We start from the raw sequence: 16741 nt of genomic DNA on the forward strand, positions 1-16741 counted from the left end.
AAGGTCAAGATTGAAGTAATAAAGCAAATATTTAGTATAAACTTTAATACTTCTTTCTCGCTATTTATAAAATTATTTATTGCTACTAGGCATATTCATCTTTGAATGATCCATTTTAGAATGGTCCATATTCATCATGGAATGATCCATTTTTGACATGTCAGATGAGTTAGGAGACTGATGTTGACTATGATCTTGCTGAGTCTTGTCATCTTTTTCCATTTTACAAGGTTTTGTACAAGGTTTCTGTGCTTTTACCGTTTTAGTGGCACTTGAGGTTGATACATCTTTTGCCCAAGATTGAGTACCAGCAATTAAAGTTCCAGCACACATTAAAATTGTTAGACTACGACGCACTACAGTTTTCATAAATTTCTCTAAAAGTTAATTTCTTGCTACTACAATAAAGTGAAGCACTGAACATCTAAGTGACTTGAAAATGACATTTTTGTAATCTATCTCGATCAGATGTTTTATAACGTTATTATAGTTTTAATGAATAACTTAGGATTCTGAGATGAGAATACTATTAGTTGAAGATGAACAAAAAACTGGTGATTATCTCAAGCAAGGTTTATCCGAAGCTGGCTATATTACCGACTGGGTTACAGATGGGTTAACGGGTAAACATCAAGCTCTTTCTGAAGAGTATGACTTAATTATTTTAGACGTGATGTTACCTGGACTAAATGGTTGGAATATTATCAATGATATTCGTAGCAGCGGTAAAACAATGCCCATTCTTTTTCTTACCGCCCGAGATCAAATCGAAGATCGAGTAAAAGGATTAGAGCTAGGCGCTGATGATTATTTAGTTAAGCCTTTTGCTTTTGCAGAGCTTCTAGCTCGAATAAAAACGCTCCTTAGACGAGGGCAACAAAGAGAAGATAGTAATATTATTAAGATTGCTGATTTAGAACTTGATTTGAGAAAACGTCGGGTAACGCGAGCGGGTCAACGCATTGATCTGACGGCAAAAGAATTCGCGCTTATGGAACTTTTTATGCGTAGACGAGGTGAAATTTTACCAAGAGCGCTGATTGCTTCTCAAATTTGGGATATGAATTTTGATAGTGATACGAATGTCGTTGAAGTCGCTATTAAACGATTAAGAAGTAAAGTTGACAGTAACTTTACTCCCAAATTAATTCAGAATATTCGAGGAATGGGGTATGTACTAGAGGTAGAGGATGAATAATAATTTATTCAGAGCGATCAGTTTCCGGATCGGTATCATTTTCTCATTATCTACTATTTTCATTCTAATTATTATGGGTTTGTTCATAAATAAATTAGTAATGCATCATTTTGAAACTCAAGACCGTACCCAATTAGAAGGTAAAATCCAGCTTATTCAGAATCTTCTCCAACAGCATCCTAAAAATTCTCCAGAACTTAATCTTTATTTAAGAGATGCGTTAGTTGGACACCATGATCTTATGGTCCAAATAGAACGACCGACAGGCCAAATTTTATTTAGTTCAGCATCCTCAATCATTAATACTCAAAATTTAATCAAGTCAGCAAATAATTCATGGATTAAATGGCAAGTTCAAAATAAGACCTATCGTGGCATGATCTACACTACAGGTATAAATAGAAATTCTGAAATACAATCTGTACGAATTATTGTTGGGATCGATACATCAGAACATCTACATTTTCTAAAAGATTTTAAGCGTCAACTTTTGTATATTGGTTTGGCTGGTACAATTTGTTTAATGTTTTTAGGTTGGTTTGCAACCTGGAGAGGTTTAAGACCAGTGCAAAAAATGGCTAAGGTCGCAGAAGGAATTTCTGCTCAACATCTTTCAGAACGTTTAGAAGTTGAGCATACACCAACCGAACTAAAATCATTGGCAATCGCCTTCAATGCTATGCTGGACAGACTAGAGTCAGCTTTAGAAAAACTTTCCGATTTTTCATCTGATTTAGCACATGAAATTAGAACACCGATTAATAATTTAATGACCCAAACTCAAGTATGTCTCGCCCGTAACCGAGATATTGGTACTTATCAAGAAATACTATTTTCTAATTTAGAAGAATTTGAACGTTTGGCTCGAATGGTGTCCGATATGCTTTTCTTGGCAAAAGCAGAACATGGCTTAAATTTACAGAACTTACAGAATATTGACCTCATTAAAGAAGTTACCGCTTTATTTGATTTCTATGACGCTCTAGCTGCCGAAAAAAATATGACACTTCAACAAACAGGATCTGGCAATGTAAAAGGTGATCCTGCTATGTTACGTCGCGCACTCAGCAACCTATTGTCTAATGCAGTTAAATATGGAAACAAGAATTCTACAATACAGATAAAACTTCAACAGAATTTAGATAACACAATATTTTCAATTGAAAATGAAGGCCCTGAGATTTCTCCTGAACAACTATCCAGATTATTTGATCGTTTTTATCGAACAGATGCGTCTAGACAAAGAACAGAAGAAGGAACCGGCTTAGGGCTTGCCATAACAAAATCTATTCTTGATATGCTTGGGGCGACCATCCAGGCTGAATCCCTCAATGGTCGAATCATTTTTACCATTGTTTTTCAAAGTGAATCCATGCAAGGGGAATCATTTTAACTCATTTTTTGAACCTCTTCCATTTACCCGAGTTGACCTTACATAAAGCTCAAACTGAGAGCCAGAGCTACGCCAGCACCTATCATGGCAATTGTGTAGCCAAATATGATAGCTCGGCCAAACTGTGCCCCCCCTGTCATCCATGCAATTGTCGCTTTGCTTAACATGTTGCTCAGTGTGGCCAGCCCTAGCGCGACAGCAGCCACATTTGTTGTTAAGCCTTCAGTACTATGCAGGCGGGCAAGTGAGACTAAAATAGCATCTACGTCTGCTAGCCCAGAAATAGTCGATAATACGAAGATGCCGCTGGTGCCCAACCATTGTTTTGCTGCCGGGACCAAGACTGCCATGACAGCCAGGAAAGCAGCGAAGCTGAATGCTGTCCCAAGATCAAAAGGAGCCATTGCTTCTATTGTTCGATCGTTGTTTTCAGCGCTGGTAATTTGGCGTTGTCTCCACAATGCCATACCCAGCAGAAGGATTCCCGCAATCATCATTGCACCACCAAAAGTGCTTAGCAATGCTGGCTCAATGACGCCTATCAGCACAACCATACGAAAAAACATGATGCCACAGGCAGCCAATGTTCCAGAAATAGCAGCACTGACCATGACGGGGTGCTGGCGTGTATAGCGTGCCAGTGCGACAGTTGCAGCTGTAGAAGATGCCAAACCACCCAATAGACCTGTCCAGAATATGCCTCTTTCTGAACCGGTAAGCCGCATGGCAAAATGACCTGCCAGAGAGAGTCCGGCAATCAGGATCACTGCCCACCATAACTGGTAAGGATTTAATGCAGCAAAAGGTCCCAGACCCGTATTGGGTAAGTAGGGTAATATAACGACAGAAAGTACCAGCAACTGCAGGGATGCGGTTAATTCACGATGCTCTATCAAGCGTAGCCAACCGTGTAAGGTTGGCTTGAGATCCAAAAATACAGCGACGATTACAGCCGCGGTTAATGCTAAAGTAACATTACCATGGGATGCATATGCACCTAAAACTAATGTCAACAGCATCGCGATCGTCGTGGTAGCGCTTAGATTACCGGAAAGTTTTGCGGTACGCGCGTAGGACACTGTTAATAATAAGGAAAGCCCTAATACGGCCGCGACCAGCGGCCAAGGCCCGAAGTTTGGTTGTAAATGACCGAGCACTCCTCCGAGCAATCCTGTCAATGTGAAGGTACGTAGGCCTGCTACTCGGCTGCCCTCGGGCAATTCACGATCGTGCCATCCTCGTTCTAAACCAATGAGCAGGCCGATGGCAAGTGCTGCAATAAGACCTGGTACATCTGGTGGAAGAAAAGAACTCTCTATCATAACTTTTTATTTCGCAGGCGAAGGGCATTCGTGATGACTGAAGCTGAACTCAAACTCATAGCCAAGGCGGCAATCATCGGTGACAACAACCAACCGGTAAATGGATATAGTACGCCAGCCGCGATAGGGATACCCAAAGCATTGTAAAGGAAAGCAAACATGAGGTTCTGTTTCATGTTGCCGACAGTAGCTTCCGAAAGTGAACGGGCAACAGCAATCCCTCGTAAATCTCCCTTGACCAGCGTAACTTGGGCACTATTCATTGCAACATCAGTCCCGGTTCCCATAGCGATACCGACATCAGCTTTAGCCAAGGCTGGTGCATCATTGATGCCATCACCAGCCATAGCCACGATGCGACCTTCCTTCTGCAATTTGCTGACCAGTTCTAGTTTATCTGCGGGTTTGACTTCGCCATGTACCTCATCAATGCCTAGACGTGCTGCGACTGAACGGGCAGTGGTGAGACCATCTCCTGTTGCCATCACGATACGTAGACCCGCTTCCTTCAGGGTGGCAAGTGCTTCTGGGGTATTTTTTTTGATGGGATCGGATACTGCAAGCAGACCGGCCAATTCACCATTGATGGCTAGATGCATCACACTTGCACCTTCCGAACGCAGCTCTTCGGCTTGCGGAATCAGAGATTGTACCGAGATACCCAATTGCTCCATCAGTGCTGTGTTGCCCAAAGCTAACTGACGATCGCCCACTTGACCTCGAACACCAATCCCTGAGCCCGATTCAAAATTATCTGGTGTTTCAAGAGACAGGCCACGTTCGTGTGCTGCGTTTACAATCGCTTCGGCTAGCGGGTGTTCACTGCCTTGATCAAGACTGGCGGCTAAACGTAATACTTCAGATTCGTCAAAATCTGATGCGGCAACTACACGATCGAATACAGGGCGTCCTTCAGTTAACGTACCTGTTTTATCGATGATTAGTGTGTCAATCTTGCGTAGATTCTCAATGGCTGCTGCATCACGAAACAGCACACCATGAGTAGCACCTTGACCCGTCGCAACCATGATAGACATTGGAGTTGCCAAGCCTAGTGCACAAGGACAGGCAATAATGAGTACTGCCACAGCATTGATTAATGCATAAACCCAGCTTGATTCTTCTGGGCCGAATAGTCCCCATCCAAAGAAGGTAAGCAAGGCAATGGTCACTACAGCCATGACGAACCAACCTGCTACCTGATCAGCCATACGTTGCATTGGTGCTCTCGATCGTTGAGCTTGCGCCACCATCTGTACGATCTGGGATAACATGGTACTTGAACCAATTTTCTCTGAACGCATGATCAATGAACCATTGGTATTCAGGGTAGCTCCAATGACTTTATCGCCGATACGTTTAGTGATAGGTAAAGGTTCACCTGTCAGCATCGATTCATCCACTGAACTACTTCCTTCAGTGATTACACCATCCACAGGCACTTTTTCACCTGGGCGAATTCTGAGTAAATCTCCTACATGGACATGCGTTAGAGGAACATCTTCTTCAGTTCCATCAGGCAGGATTCGGCGAGCTGTTTTAGGAGCGAGCCCAAGGAGTGACTTAATTGCAGCAGAAGTTTGCGAACGTGCTTTTAACTCCAATATTTGTCCCAGTAGGGTCAATGAAATGATGACCGCTGAAGCTTCAAAGTAAACAGCGACACGACCCATGGAAATAAATGAGTCTGGGAAGATTTGCGGTGCAATGGTTGCGACCACACTATAAATAAATGCAGCTCCAGTGCCCAAACCAATCAGCGTCCACATGTTCGGGCTGCGATTCACAACCGATTGCCAACCCCGGGAAAAAAATGGCCAACCTGCCCAAAGTACAATTGGGAGTGACAACACCAGTTCAATCCAGCTCTGAACAGCCATATTGAACAGGTTCATTTGATGACCAAACATCGCCAAAAAAGTCACGATGATGGTCAATGGCAGTGTCCACCAGAAGCGTCGGCGGAAATCACGTAACTCCGGATTCTCATCTTCCTCTAATTCAGGAATGAGTGGCTCCAGTGTCATTCCGCATTTAGGACAGTTTCCAGGATGATCTTGCCTGATTTCTGGATGCATTGGGCATGTATAGATGGTCGTACCTGTTGTGCTTGCCGCATTAACGTGTTGAACAGTCTGATGATGCTGTGTATGTGCATCGGCAGTCGTCGTTGCGGGTTTAGCGATATATTGCACCGGGCTGCTATGAAACTTTGATTGACATTTATCACTGCAAAAAAAGTAAGTTTTCCCCTTAAATTCCTCATGGTATTTCGATTCTTCAGTGACGGTCATACCACAGACTGGGTCTTTCAGTACGTCTGTTGTAGCCTGTGCCATATGGTCCTGGTTATGATTTTTTTGATCTGACATAAATAATTCTCTTATGGAAAAGTGGTTTTATGGCCGAATTTTGGAATAAATCTCGGAGTCTGTTGAGCATAGCTGTCATAGACAGCGCCAAACTGTTTACTCATTTCAGCCTCTTCCTTAATTGCCAAGCGGCTGTACATTAAGAGTAGGATTGGAAACATAATCAGTGTCAGTAAAGTTGGCCATTGCAATAAAAAACCCAGCAAGATCATCACAAAAGCCACGTATTGTGGGTGACGTATACGTGCATAAGGGCCTGTGATCGCTAAAGAATGCTGACGTTGCGCGTTGTACAGCACGTGCCATGACGTTGATAACAGGTAAAATCCATAGCCCAAGAAAACGTAACTGGCGATATGCAAAATGCCAAAATGTGGATCACCTTTTTCACCTAATAGCGTTGACCACAAGTGACCTGCATTATGAGAAAGTAAGTCAAGTTGAGGGAAGCGAGTTTGAAGCCAACCAGATAACAGGTAAATGGTTAAAGGAAAACCATACATTTCGACAAATAGAGCAATGATAAAAGCCGAAAAGGCCCCAAATGTACGCCAATCGCGCGCAGTGGAAGGTCTAAAAAAACTGAAAGCGAACATGATAAAAACTGCTGAGTTAATGATAACCAGCGTCCATAAACCATAAGCCGATTCCGCATGATTCATGATGGATCTCCTGATAAGAGCTATTTTTTGTTATCAGATATATCGGATTTTTTTTGCTGCGAGTGGTTATGCCCATGACCACCATGCATAAAAATATGCATCAGTGGACACGCTAAAAGGAATAAATAAGGCAAAGCACCGATAACGTGGGCTAAATGTTCCGTTAATAGAAAATAAGCTGCGATACCACCCAGCACGATTAGACCAATGGCATAACGTGTAGACCAAAAGTTAGGTACTGAATTATTTTCTTGGTGTTGGTGATTCATGGTGCTTTTCCCTAATTCATGGGTAACTATTTAGTTGCTGACGGAGGCATACAGTCCATCATCATCTGCATCATGGATTGCATCATGTCCATACGTTTTTCCATCATCTGCTGACGGTCAGCCATATTTGCATTCATGCTTTGGCTGCCCATCTGTTTCATCATACTCATACCTCCTTGCATGAGTTTCATGTGCTCAGCCATAAGTTTCTGACGTTCTTGTGGGGTTTTTGCAGCCATCATCTTCTCATGCATGGCTTGCATCGCCTTCATGTGTTGATCCATTGCAGCCATTTTATCTGTAGCAGTGGTGCTGGTAACTGTTTGCTTAATTGTTACTGCAGATGGTGCTGTTTTTTCAGGGTGGTGATCTTTGTGTTCATCGGATTGCTGTGCAAATGTATTCAATGACGCGGCTGCGATACATAAGCCCAAAAAAATGTTTTTGAATTTCATCATAATTTTTTCCTTTAAATAATTTGGAAGTAAAAGCTATGTTTTAGTACTGAACAGAGACTAGGAATTTGACTACTAAACTGATGAAATTTTTGGTTATTCTCTGTCTCTCTTAAAAATTTTAGCACTATTAATTAATTATTTTTAAAAATGACAAAAATGTAATTTTGAGATCTTCTCGAAATATATAGTCTATGCTGAGATGACAAAAATTTTATTTAATATTAATCTTTTAAAACTATTAAAGTTGTTATGATTTTATGTGCTTAAAAAAATAAAAATGAAATGATTAGATGACTCCAAGGCTAGTTAGAGACACATTCTTAATGTAATTTACACTGTTATTCCTTTAAAGAAAAAATACAGTTGATCAAAATAGTTTTTTATAGAAAAAAGGGTGGATAATTTAATTATTAAACTTATTGGTATATTTATTAGATAGAAGGTAAAGAAGATTATTTTTAATATTAGGGTTTATAATCCAAATTTCAGAGTAAGGAATCTACTACTTATATAATAGAGATTCCATCTCCAAAACAGTACTACTGTATGAATGAGTTGTATTCAATGCAGGGAAGAATGTAGATCCTTAATACTAACGGAAAATTATTTTACTGAATTTTCATGTAAAGACTCATTTAATTGATCAATCACTGTCGTCCATTCACCATCAGAGTGTAGTTTTTCTTCTAAAAAATGACGTTGAGCATCAGTCCAAAAAATTGCTTGTGTTAAAAAAACATCTCCAGCTAGCTGATGGCTCTCTATGAATTTTGCAATTGCTTCTTCAGTAGAAGCTAAACCAAGCTGTTCAAATAATTTGGTCATTCTTGGACGTGTTTGAGTCATGTGCTTAGCCCATAAATTTATATTAGATCAAATTAAACATAACATGTTTATATTTAAACTAAAATATAAAAAATTAAATAGCTACTATTTTCTTAGACAAAATGATTACTACATTTCATAAATCAACCACCTACATAATTTGTTTGTTAAATGATCATTATTTTTCAATAAGATTATTTTAATAGTTAAAGATTTTAAATTTTAAAAATGACAAAAATGTAATTTTGAAGTCATCGCTCTGTTTGTGTCTCTCACTAATAATTGAAATATAAGAGGAGATGATGTGGTCTCATTAAATATAGATTTTATAAAGTCATCTCTAATGAACTAACGAATCAAGAGGAAACGTAAATGAAATTATTTCAAAATAAAATGACTGCTCTACGTCATGTTGTAGTAGCTGCAACGATGATTGTGGCTACTACAACTACGTTCGCTCATGTGAGTTTAGTGAGTGCGATTCCTGCGGAAAATGCATCTGTCCTTAGTCAACCAAAGAACTTGACCCTTAACTTTGGTGCAGAGGTTATGTTGATGAATATTAAGTTACTGGATGCTCAGCGAAGAGATGTTCCTTTAAAATATGAAGTTACTCATGACTTAAAGAAATCCTTTGATGTCGCTCTTCCGAAACTGAAAAAAGGTAAATATACCGTTGTCTGGACAACAATGGGGAAAGATGGCCACAACATGAATGGTGAATATAGTTTCACTATCAAATCAACTAAATAAGAATTGATTACCTTTCAACATGTCAGTGAGGTGCTGGCATGTTGTTCTAGAATGGACAAAAATAATGATTTCTGAATATTGGATGTGGGCCACTTGGTTAACTAAGGTTATTTTATATTTAAGTTTAGCTTTTGTCGTTGGTGGAGCCTTTTGCTATTTTTTACTTAGACAATATCTTGAACTAAAAGAATCGATTCTTAAATATATTACAATTGGCGCTGGATTAGGCCTAATTTCCAGTACCTTGGGATTTTTTATTCTGATTGGTAGTTTTGCCAATACTGGTATTACAGGGATGGTGGACCCCACGTATATTAATATATTGGTTAATACTCCGACGGGGTATATATACGTTCTTCGTTCTATTAGTTTTGCTCTTTTACTTCTTCTCATGGTGGTTAAAGTTAACAGGAACAAAGGTCAGTTTTCTATAATTGAAAGTTCAATATTTTGTATTTTACTTATCCCGATTATTTTTAGTTTTTCCCAGCTCGGACATGTCGCTAATTTAACCTTACTTGCTCAAATTTTATTATCAATCCATATTCTAGTTATGTCTTTATGGATGGGGTCTTTATATCCGTTATGGAAAACCAGCCGGGAAATAAGTGGTTTACCTTTAAAAGATCGCATGCATGTATTTGGACGTATTGCTGCTTTCATTGTTGGGATATTAATCGCCTGTGGCGCTAGTGTAGCTCTTCTTTTAATTAAAGATTTTAATACCTTAATCAATACTGCATATGGCTATGGTTTCATGGTTAAAATGTTTTTTGTTATAGGTATTCTACTTTTAGCTGCCTTCAACAAATGGTATTTCACCCCGCGTCTTCAACATCCTAAATTCGCTAAACACCTTAGTCATGCCATTTTATTTGAGATGTTATTAGGTCTATCAATTCTATTAACAACAGGCTATATAACCACTGTCGTGGGTATTGAATAAGAGAATTTCAAAATAAGGGAATTGAGGAAATTTAACATTACTGCATTTATCTTTTGTAGCTGAGCAATAAAGTTTCTACTGGACTGTCAACTTACGACAATCAGAACAGTAAAATCGCATCATGAGGCATTATACATAAAGGTAGTCACCGGTTTTTAGCTTATCTTCAACCCATAACGGTCTCATCTATTCAGTTCACTACCATTGATTGAAACAACTAATCTTATAAATTTCAGAGTGATCGTAGATGACAAAAATGTCATTTTAAAGTCACATTAATGTTGGTTAAGTACTTTTACTGTAGTCATTAGAACACTCTTCTTTGGAATACTCTGAAGAAAACTGTAAGGTTGTAAACAGACCAAGTTACAGCGAGTCACTGATTCAGAAAAAGGCTGGTTGTATGGTGAAAGTTTAGAGTTACTGTTCTAATGTTTTAAACAAATGTTTTGTTAAAAAGGAGCAACATATGAAATTTCACATCGCTAATATGACTTGTGGTGGTTGTGCACGCGGCATTACTACCGCAATTAAAGAGCTCGACTCGAATGCCTCACTCGATATTGATTTACAAAACCGTATTGTTGAAATCAACACAACGGTGAGTCAGGATCAAGTCATTGCCACTCTCAGTGAGCGTGGATTTACAGCTGATCCTGCTTAATCTCTGTTAGAGTAACAGTGGGAATTCCTTACCACTTTTACTCTCTCTTATTTTCCTCATCGTACAGATAAAACCTGTACTTGCTTGAAATAAAAGTAATCCCTGAATTCCCCCTAATCTTGGTTCGAGCTGATCTTCGCATATAGAACTCAGCATATCTAAATGATAGAGATCGTATATGAGTACCGAAATGACTGATACGCCACACTACAGTGAAACATTAGAGATTGAGGGGATGACATGTGCTTCTTGTGTAGGCCGTGTGGAAAAAGCTTTAAAATCTGTTGAGGGTGTTGAATCGGCTCATGTAAATCTGGCTACCGAAAAAGCAGTCATTTATGCGCATCAACCACTTGATCGCGCTACTTTAATTAAAGCCGTAGAAAAAGCAGGCTACGAAGTGGAAGCGCTGCAACCAATAGAGCTTACGATTGAGGGTATGTCATGTGCTTCTTGTGTAGGTCGAGTAGAAAAGGCCTTAAAATCTGTTGAGGGTGTGGAATCAGCTCATGTAAATCTGGCTACTGAAAAAGCGACTATTCAGGCAAGCTCATCTGTCACTCGTGACTCGTTAATTCAGGCCGTCACCAAAGCAGGGTTTGAAGCAAAGTCAGTTCATCAAACTACGGAAAGCTTTCAAGATAAAAAGAATATTGAATTAGAAAAACTTAAAAAAGATTTAATTCTGTCAGTCTTATTGACTCTACCCGTTTTTATTTTAGAAATGGGATCACACCTGATTCCCGCCTTTCATACGTTTATGATGGATAACATTGGCCAACAAAATAGCTGGTTAATGCAATTTTTCTTGACCACAGTAGCATTAATTTTTCCAGGCCGACGCTTCTTCAAAAAGGGCATCCCAAGTTTATTCCGCTTAGCACCAGACATGAATTCCTTGGTGGCTGTAGGAACATTGGCTGCTTATCTTTATTCAGTGGTTGCTACTTTCTTTCCAAGTGTCCTGCCACAAGGCACGGTCAATGTTTATTATGAAGCTGCAGCGGTTATTATCACTTTAATTCTATTAGGTAGATTTTTTGAAGCCAAGGCAAAAGGCCGAACGTCTTTAGCAATTCAACATCTAGTTGGAATGCAGCCTAAAGTTGCCAGAATACAGCTCAATAATCAGGTGATAGAAGTTCCGATTGCCGAAGTTCAAACAGGAACGATTGTAGAGATTAGACCAGGCGAGCGTATCCCTGTCGATGGTGAAGTTATTCACGGCCAAAGTTTTATTGATGAATCCATGATTACTGGCGAGCCTATGCCCGTTGAAAAAACGATAGGCTCTACTGTGGTAGGAGGAACAATTAACCAAAGTGGCAGCTTAAATATCAAAGCCACCTCTGTTGGTAGTTCATCAGTGCTTTCTCAAATCATCCGAATGGTTGAACAGGCACAGGGTTCCAAGCTGCCTATTCAGGCATTGGTTGATAAAATTACCATGTGGTTTGTACCTGTAGTAATGGGTCTCTCTCTTTTAACTTTTATTACTTGGTTTATCTTCGGCCCTGAGCCAGCCCTAACGTTTAGCTTAGTTAATGCAGTTGCGGTACTCATTATTGCATGTCCTTGTGCAATGGGACTTGCAACGCCTACATCAATCATGGTGGGAACTGGGCGTGGTGCTGAAATGGGTGTTTTATTCCGTAAAGGGGAAGCTTTGCAGCTGCTCAAAGAAACTAAAGTGGTTGCTGTTGATAAAACAGGGACCCTGACTGAAGGGAAACCAATTTTAACCGATCTGCATGTCTTAGAAGGGTTTGAATACAATGCCGTACTTTCACTTATGGCAGCCGTTGAATCAAAGTCTGAGCATCCTATTGCTCGAGCAATTGTACAAGCCGCTATAGATAAGGAATTAATTCTGTCTCCTGTTGCTGATTTCAAGTCAGTCACGGGCTATGGAATAGAAGCAACGGTGTCTGAACATTTGGTTCATATTGGTGCAGATCGATATATGGAAAAACTAGGTTTGAATCCTAATGTTTTTTCTCAATTTTCGGATCGTTTGGGAGAAGAAGGAAAAACCCCTCTCTATGTTGCGATTGACCAGAAACTTGCTGCCATTATTGCTGTAGCAGATCCAATTAAAGAATCAACATTTGCTGCAATTGAAGCGTTACATCAGTTAGGTTTAAAGGTTGCCATGATTACAGGTGATAACCGTCATACAGCTCAAGCGATTGCAAAAAAACTAGGTATTGATGAGGTTATTGCAGAAGTCTTACCAGAAGGTAAAATAGAGGCCGTTAAAAAATTAAAAAATCAATATGGTAAACTCGCATATGTTGGAGATGGCATTAATGATGCCCCTGCACTTGCAGAAGCAGATATTGGTTTAGCAATAGGTACAGGTACAGACGTAGCTATTGAAGCTGCTGATGTGGTTTTGATGTCTGGCAACCTGAAAGGAGTGCCAAATGCTATCGCTTTAAGCAAAGCGACTATAACCAATATTCGTGAAAATTTATTTTGGGCATTTGTTTACAATGCAGCTCTGATTCCTATTGCAGCAGGTGTACTTTATCCGCAATTTGGACTGCTACTTTCTCCTGTATTTGCTGCTGGTGCAATGGCTCTCTCGTCAATATTTGTACTAGGAAATGCTTTACGATTAAAACGTTTTAAAGCCCCCCTTGCAATTATTTAACCATTTTTTATATACATTGGCTTTGTTGCACAAAGATTTGAAATGCAAAGCGCCCCTAATTGAGCCAAATTTAAGGCGTAACTTGGGTAAGTGGTCGACCTAATTCCGTAAATCTGTTAAGGACTGCCACACGTGCATGGATCTCATTGACTTGGCTATCAAAACTCCTTGCACTGAGTTTATCTCCTAATAATTTGATGCAATGCATCTTAGTTTCAACCAAACTTCGCCGATGATAGCCTGACCATTTTTTCCATAGTGTCCTGCCTAAACGTTTAATTGCTCGAAGTAATTCATTTCGCTCTAGCGAGCTACTCTTTGTATCTTTCCATGGTTTCGCATTTTTTCTAGGTGGAATCACCGCATGCGCTTGCCGATCTGCAATGACCTGACGGCATTGCTTGGTGTCATAAGCTCCATCGGTATAAACAGAGTCAATCCGCTCATCTTGTGGAATCTGATTAAGTAAATCACCAAGCACCTGTGAATCACTGACATTATTGGTTGTAAGCTGAACTGCTCGTATTTGTAGGGTTTTAGCATCTATACCAATATGAAGTTTACGCCATTGGCGACGATATTCAGGTCCATGTTTCTTGCGTTTCCATTCGCCCTCACCTAGAAACTTCATGCCTGTAGAGTCCATGAGTAGATGCAGCCCATCGCTACTTTTTTGGTAGCTGATTACAATATCAATATGCTTTTGTCTTCTACAAAGCGTGGTGTAATCTGGAGCTATCCAATTTAATCCGCAAAGTTTAATCAGACTTTGCACAAAGCCAGTGACCATACGTAAAGACAGACGGAATAAGGATTTAATCATTAAGCAGCATTGGATGACTGCGTCGGAGTAGGTTTGATTTCGCCCTTGTTTACCGATGGACGGAGCATACCATTGCGTAGCAGGATCAAACCAAATGGCAATATTTCCGCGACTCATGAGTGCTCGGTTATATGCGGGCCAATTGGTTGTGCGGTAGATTTTGTGTGCAGGCTTCTTCATTTGAAAATTATATCGCTGAAAAACCCTTTACAGATAGGTTTGTGCAACAAAGCCATCCACGATTCATATTCAATCCCATGACTTTAAAGCGCAAAGCGTGTTGCAGATGCAGCTCTTATTCCGAGGAATTTTACACTGGTATCGCCCGCCGATAGAAACACCAGATCCGGCAGTCAGGACGTAAATAACCATTCCTCCAGTTTAAATAAAAAAACCTGCAGATTCGATGCAGGTTTTTTTTAGAGATAATCAATCGCGTCTTATTTGGCTTTACGCTCTTTTTCAATCAGGTAATTCACCACCTGAATTACTTTGGCATCATTGCCCTGCACAATATATTTACCATTCACGGTCACCGCTGGTACACCGCTTAACTGATATTGAGCAGTCAAATTTTTTGCCTGAGCAATTTTTGACGAAATCGGGAATGATTTATAAGTCGTGTTAAATTTCTCTTCAGAAATACCATAACGGGTATAGAACTTGGCCAATTGTGCCTGTTCTAAAATTGGACGCTGCTTGTCATGAATATCATGGAATAACTGTAAATGTGCTTTTTGACGCACACCCAGGGCTTCTGAAACATAATAAGCACGTGCAGCCTGTTCCCAAAGCGGGTTCATTGCAGCAGGTGTACGTACAAAACGGATATCTTTGGGTAATTTTTTCAACCAGTCCTGCATATGCGGTTCCAACGTGAAACAGTGACCACAGCCATACCAGAAGAATTCACGTACCTCAATTTTGCCCGGTTTTTCGACTTTGACTGGTTTTGCGACCACCTGATAGTCCTGACCTGCCACAAAATTGGCCATAGCATTGCCTGAAAAGGCCAAAACAGATGCGGCAACAGCTCCTAAAAGGAATTTTTTCATTGGGATTATCGTCCTCTAAATCATTATGCTTAGTGTATGGGTTCACTATAAATCAATTATGCCGGTTCCGTTTTCATGCTGCGAACTTTTGTGCTATCAGAACCGCTACATTAAAGTATGCGACTGATTTTAAGTCAGTTAATATGGCCATTCGACCGCTATGTGTTTTTAGATAATCACAAAAGTTAAACTTTGAGTAATAAAAACGGTTATAATTTCTACGATTAAAACGTAGTGGTCAAACCTACAGTAAATATTAGCTTCTTACTATTCTCTTCAGTAACAGCCGCGTGGCTCTGAGAATGATCTTCTGACATACAATAGTTTCCTTATTCTATTTACGATTAGCTGAGAGACTTGAGTAAGCCTCAATATTTCTGCTAAAAATTGCTTACTATAATTGGTCAAGAAGCTTTCTTTTCATTTATCCACCGGGACAATATTGGTAATAAAACCAACATAAGAAGGGTTGATGAGATAATTCCTCCAATAACCACATTTGCTAGTGGGCACTTTACTTCTTTCTCCAATTCCAATGCCTCCCTAACTAATTAGAGAGTTTTAAGCATTATTACATGAATCTTTCCAGTACTATTGTTGCAAATATACTAAGTTGCATATTTATTCCTGCCTATGTATAGGAGCATATGTAACCCTAAAGTTTAAAATAGTCTTTTCGGATTATTTAAAAATTTGAAAATGGTAAAGAATAAATTAAAAACAATAAATATATTTATCATTCGATTTAAAAAAATTAATTAATCTTAGTTACACCATACTAAAAATAACTAATTTTTAGTTTTCCTAGTTATATGTGCTTCATTATAATTTTGAATTAATTCTCTTCACACCCTTTGCTTTTTTCATTGTTAATTATTTCTAAATTTTTCTCTAAGAAACGAAGTCCCCCATCAGCAAAACTACTGGTTGAAAAAACTATAGTAAAAATAACTAAAACAATCTTCATATATATATTATTGAATCTAATCATATCTTGGACCAAAAAATAATTTCTTCATATACTAATTCCTAGATATATACACCTAAATGACAACCAAATTACAAATTTGTAATTTTGTTAAGGTTTGTCCTAAAAAAAATAAATTAATACTATTTTAACAAAGATAAGTCGTTGCTGAAAAATTTGAATTGTAAGGGATTTAATTAGGCACTGTTGCAAATAGAGATTTGAGTCGATGATGTTCCCTTTAAAAAGTACTTAGAGACCGAAAACCCTGTTGATTAGACACACTTCACCCTGAGGCTGACCATAATAAAATGACGATGCTTGTCCTTTACGTAGTGCACGCATGACTTCAATACCTTTAATTGTGGCATAAGCCGT

General features: G+C 39.3%; 15 protein-coding genes and 4 pseudogenes. 7 read left to right on the forward strand and 12 right to left on the reverse strand.

The features are described 5' to 3' along the window. Positions 1–72 precede the first annotated feature (72 nt). On the reverse strand, positions 73–369 hold the full coding sequence (locus B9T38_RS15560) for a hypothetical protein (RefSeq protein ID WP_004695744.1): 297 nt from the start codon (positions 367–369) through the stop codon (positions 73–75). 148 nt (positions 370–517) lie between these two features. Here B9T38_RS15560 and B9T38_RS15565 point away from each other — a divergent pair, with 148 nt between their 5' ends. Together B9T38_RS15565 and B9T38_RS15570 are read left to right on the forward strand one after the other, a co-directional pair. Next, positions 518–1198, forward strand: coding sequence for a heavy metal response regulator transcription factor (locus B9T38_RS15565; RefSeq protein WP_004281866.1), 681 nt, complete (start codon positions 518–520; stop codon positions 1196–1198). After that, entirely contained in the window at positions 1191–2591 is a 1401-nt protein-coding gene (locus tag B9T38_RS15570) for a heavy metal sensor histidine kinase (RefSeq protein ID WP_004695743.1), read from the forward strand. The genes B9T38_RS15565 and B9T38_RS15570 overlap by 8 nt, the downstream gene beginning before the upstream one ends. A 38-nt stretch (positions 2592–2629) precedes the next feature. Here B9T38_RS15570 and B9T38_RS15575 read toward each other — a convergent pair whose 3' ends face one another. From B9T38_RS15575 to B9T38_RS15600, 6 genes are all read right to left on the reverse strand, one after another. Beyond that, the gene (locus B9T38_RS15575; protein ID WP_004663995.1) at positions 2630–3913 is read right to left on the reverse strand and encodes an MgtC/SapB family protein; all 1284 of its coding nucleotides are present in this window, start codon (positions 3911–3913) and stop codon (positions 2630–2632) included. Beyond that, positions 3910–6285 carry a heavy metal translocating P-type ATPase gene (locus B9T38_RS15580; protein ID WP_004663996.1) on the reverse strand — a complete coding sequence of 792 codons (2376 nt, stop codon included), beginning with the start codon at positions 6283–6285 and terminating at the stop codon, positions 3910–3912. Before B9T38_RS15580 ends, B9T38_RS15575 begins: the two co-directional genes overlap by 4 nt. Before the next feature lie 11 nt (positions 6286–6296). Further along, complete coding sequence (locus tag B9T38_RS15585) at positions 6297–6947, reverse strand: methyltransferase family protein (RefSeq protein WP_004663997.1); 651 nt, start codon at positions 6945–6947, stop codon at positions 6297–6299. A 20-nt stretch (positions 6948–6967) separates the two neighbouring features. Next, entirely contained in the window at positions 6968–7216 is a 249-nt protein-coding gene (locus B9T38_RS15590) for a DUF2933 domain-containing protein (protein ID WP_004695740.1), read from the reverse strand. Positions 7217–7242: 26 nt separating this feature from the next. Further along, a complete protein-coding gene (locus B9T38_RS15595; RefSeq protein WP_004695737.1) occupies positions 7243–7674 on the reverse strand; it encodes a hypothetical protein in 432 nt (143 codons plus the stop codon). 603 nt (positions 7675–8277) lie between these two features. Further along, positions 8278–8520 (reverse strand): DUF2789 family protein, encoded by a 243-nt coding sequence (locus B9T38_RS15600; protein ID WP_004281876.1) that lies wholly within the window; start codon positions 8518–8520, stop codon positions 8278–8280. A gap of 351 nt (positions 8521–8871) precedes the next feature. On the opposite strand from B9T38_RS15600, the gene B9T38_RS15605 reads away from it, so the two are divergent. The 4 genes from B9T38_RS15605 to B9T38_RS15620 all read left to right on the forward strand — a co-directional run bounded on the left by B9T38_RS15605 (position 8872) and on the right by B9T38_RS15620 (position 13518). Beyond that, positions 8872–9252, forward strand: a complete 381-nt coding sequence (locus B9T38_RS15605) for a copper resistance CopC family protein (RefSeq protein ID WP_004695736.1) — start codon at positions 8872–8874, stop codon at positions 9250–9252. A gap of 64 nt (positions 9253–9316) precedes the next feature. Beyond that, positions 9317–10198, forward strand: coding sequence for a CopD family protein (locus B9T38_RS15610; RefSeq protein ID WP_004695733.1), 882 nt, complete (start codon positions 9317–9319; stop codon positions 10196–10198). Positions 10199–10667: 469 nt separating this feature from the next. After that, positions 10668–10862, forward strand: coding sequence for a heavy-metal-associated domain-containing protein (locus B9T38_RS15615; RefSeq protein ID WP_004281879.1), 195 nt, complete (start codon positions 10668–10670; stop codon positions 10860–10862). Between the two features lie 178 nt (positions 10863–11040). Further along, positions 11041–13518 (forward strand): heavy metal translocating P-type ATPase, encoded by a 2478-nt coding sequence (locus tag B9T38_RS15620; RefSeq protein ID WP_004281880.1) that lies wholly within the window; start codon positions 11041–11043, stop codon positions 13516–13518. A 70-nt stretch (positions 13519–13588) separates the two neighbouring features. On the opposite strand, the gene B9T38_RS15625 is transcribed toward B9T38_RS15620, so the two are convergent. Beyond that, the gene (locus B9T38_RS15625) at positions 13589–14521 is read right to left on the reverse strand and encodes an IS5-like element ISAba12 family transposase (protein ID WP_034581348.1); all 933 of its coding nucleotides are present in this window, start codon (positions 14519–14521) and stop codon (positions 13589–13591) included. A gap of 70 nt (positions 14522–14591) precedes the next feature. On the opposite strand from B9T38_RS15625, the pseudogene B9T38_RS17160 reads away from it, so the two are divergent. Then, positions 14592–14705: pseudogene (locus B9T38_RS17160) on the forward strand (TetR family transcriptional regulator); the annotation flags it as partial. Positions 14706–14781: 76 nt separating this feature from the next. Here the strand turns inward: B9T38_RS17160 and B9T38_RS15630 are convergent. The 4 genes and pseudogenes from B9T38_RS15630 to B9T38_RS15640 all read right to left on the reverse strand — a co-directional run. Further along, positions 14782–15396 (reverse strand): thiol:disulfide interchange protein DsbA/DsbL, encoded by a 615-nt coding sequence (locus tag B9T38_RS15630; RefSeq protein WP_004281881.1) that lies wholly within the window; start codon positions 15394–15396, stop codon positions 14782–14784. Positions 15397–15573: 177 nt separating this feature from the next. Next, positions 15574–15713 (reverse strand): annotated as a pseudogene (locus tag B9T38_RS17165) (cation diffusion facilitator family transporter); the annotation flags it as partial. Between the two features lie 87 nt (positions 15714–15800). Continuing rightward, a pseudogene (locus B9T38_RS17250) lies at positions 15801–15917 on the reverse strand (hypothetical protein); the annotation flags it as partial. Between the two features lie 698 nt (positions 15918–16615). Then, positions 16616–16741 (reverse strand): annotated as a pseudogene (locus tag B9T38_RS15640) (IS6 family transposase); the annotation flags it as partial.

This window comes from Acinetobacter sp. ANC 4218 (assembly GCF_002135245.1).
GTDB lineage: Bacteria > Pseudomonadota > Gammaproteobacteria > Pseudomonadales > Moraxellaceae > Acinetobacter.

Bases quoted from the DNA above. Each gene is read 5' to 3' on its own strand.
- B9T38_RS15560 (WP_004695744.1), bottom strand. From the start codon at position 369: ATGAAAACTGTAGTGCGTCGTAGTCTAACAATTTTAATGTGTGCTGGA.
- B9T38_RS15565 (WP_004281866.1), top strand. From the start codon at position 518: ATGAGAATACTATTAGTTGAAGATGAACAAAAAACTGGTGATTATCTC.
- B9T38_RS15570 (WP_004695743.1), top strand. From the start codon at position 1,191: ATGAATAATAATTTATTCAGAGCGATCAGTTTCCGGATCGGTATCATT.
- B9T38_RS15575 (WP_004663995.1), bottom strand. From the start codon at position 3,913: ATGATAGAGAGTTCTTTTCTTCCACCAGATGTACCAGGTCTTATTGCA.
- B9T38_RS15580 (WP_004663996.1), bottom strand. From the start codon at position 6,285: ATGTCAGATCAAAAAAATCATAACCAGGACCATATGGCACAGGCTACA.
- B9T38_RS15585 (WP_004663997.1), bottom strand. From the start codon at position 6,947: ATGAATCATGCGGAATCGGCTTATGGTTTATGGACGCTGGTTATCATT.
- B9T38_RS15590 (WP_004695740.1), bottom strand. From the start codon at position 7,216: ATGAATCACCAACACCAAGAAAATAATTCAGTACCTAACTTTTGGTCT.
- B9T38_RS15595 (WP_004695737.1), bottom strand. From the start codon at position 7,674: ATGATGAAATTCAAAAACATTTTTTTGGGCTTATGTATCGCAGCCGCG.
- B9T38_RS15600 (WP_004281876.1), bottom strand. From the start codon at position 8,520: ATGACTCAAACACGTCCAAGAATGACCAAATTATTTGAACAGCTTGGT.
- B9T38_RS15605 (WP_004695736.1), top strand. From the start codon at position 8,872: ATGAAATTATTTCAAAATAAAATGACTGCTCTACGTCATGTTGTAGTA.
- B9T38_RS15610 (WP_004695733.1), top strand. From the start codon at position 9,317: ATGATTTCTGAATATTGGATGTGGGCCACTTGGTTAACTAAGGTTATT.
- B9T38_RS15615 (WP_004281879.1), top strand. From the start codon at position 10,668: ATGAAATTTCACATCGCTAATATGACTTGTGGTGGTTGTGCACGCGGC.
- B9T38_RS15620 (WP_004281880.1), top strand. From the start codon at position 11,041: ATGAGTACCGAAATGACTGATACGCCACACTACAGTGAAACATTAGAG.
- B9T38_RS15625 (WP_034581348.1), bottom strand. From the start codon at position 14,521: ATGAAGAAGCCTGCACACAAAATCTACCGCACAACCAATTGGCCCGCA.
- B9T38_RS15630 (WP_004281881.1), bottom strand. From the start codon at position 15,396: ATGAAAAAATTCCTTTTAGGAGCTGTTGCCGCATCTGTTTTGGCCTTT.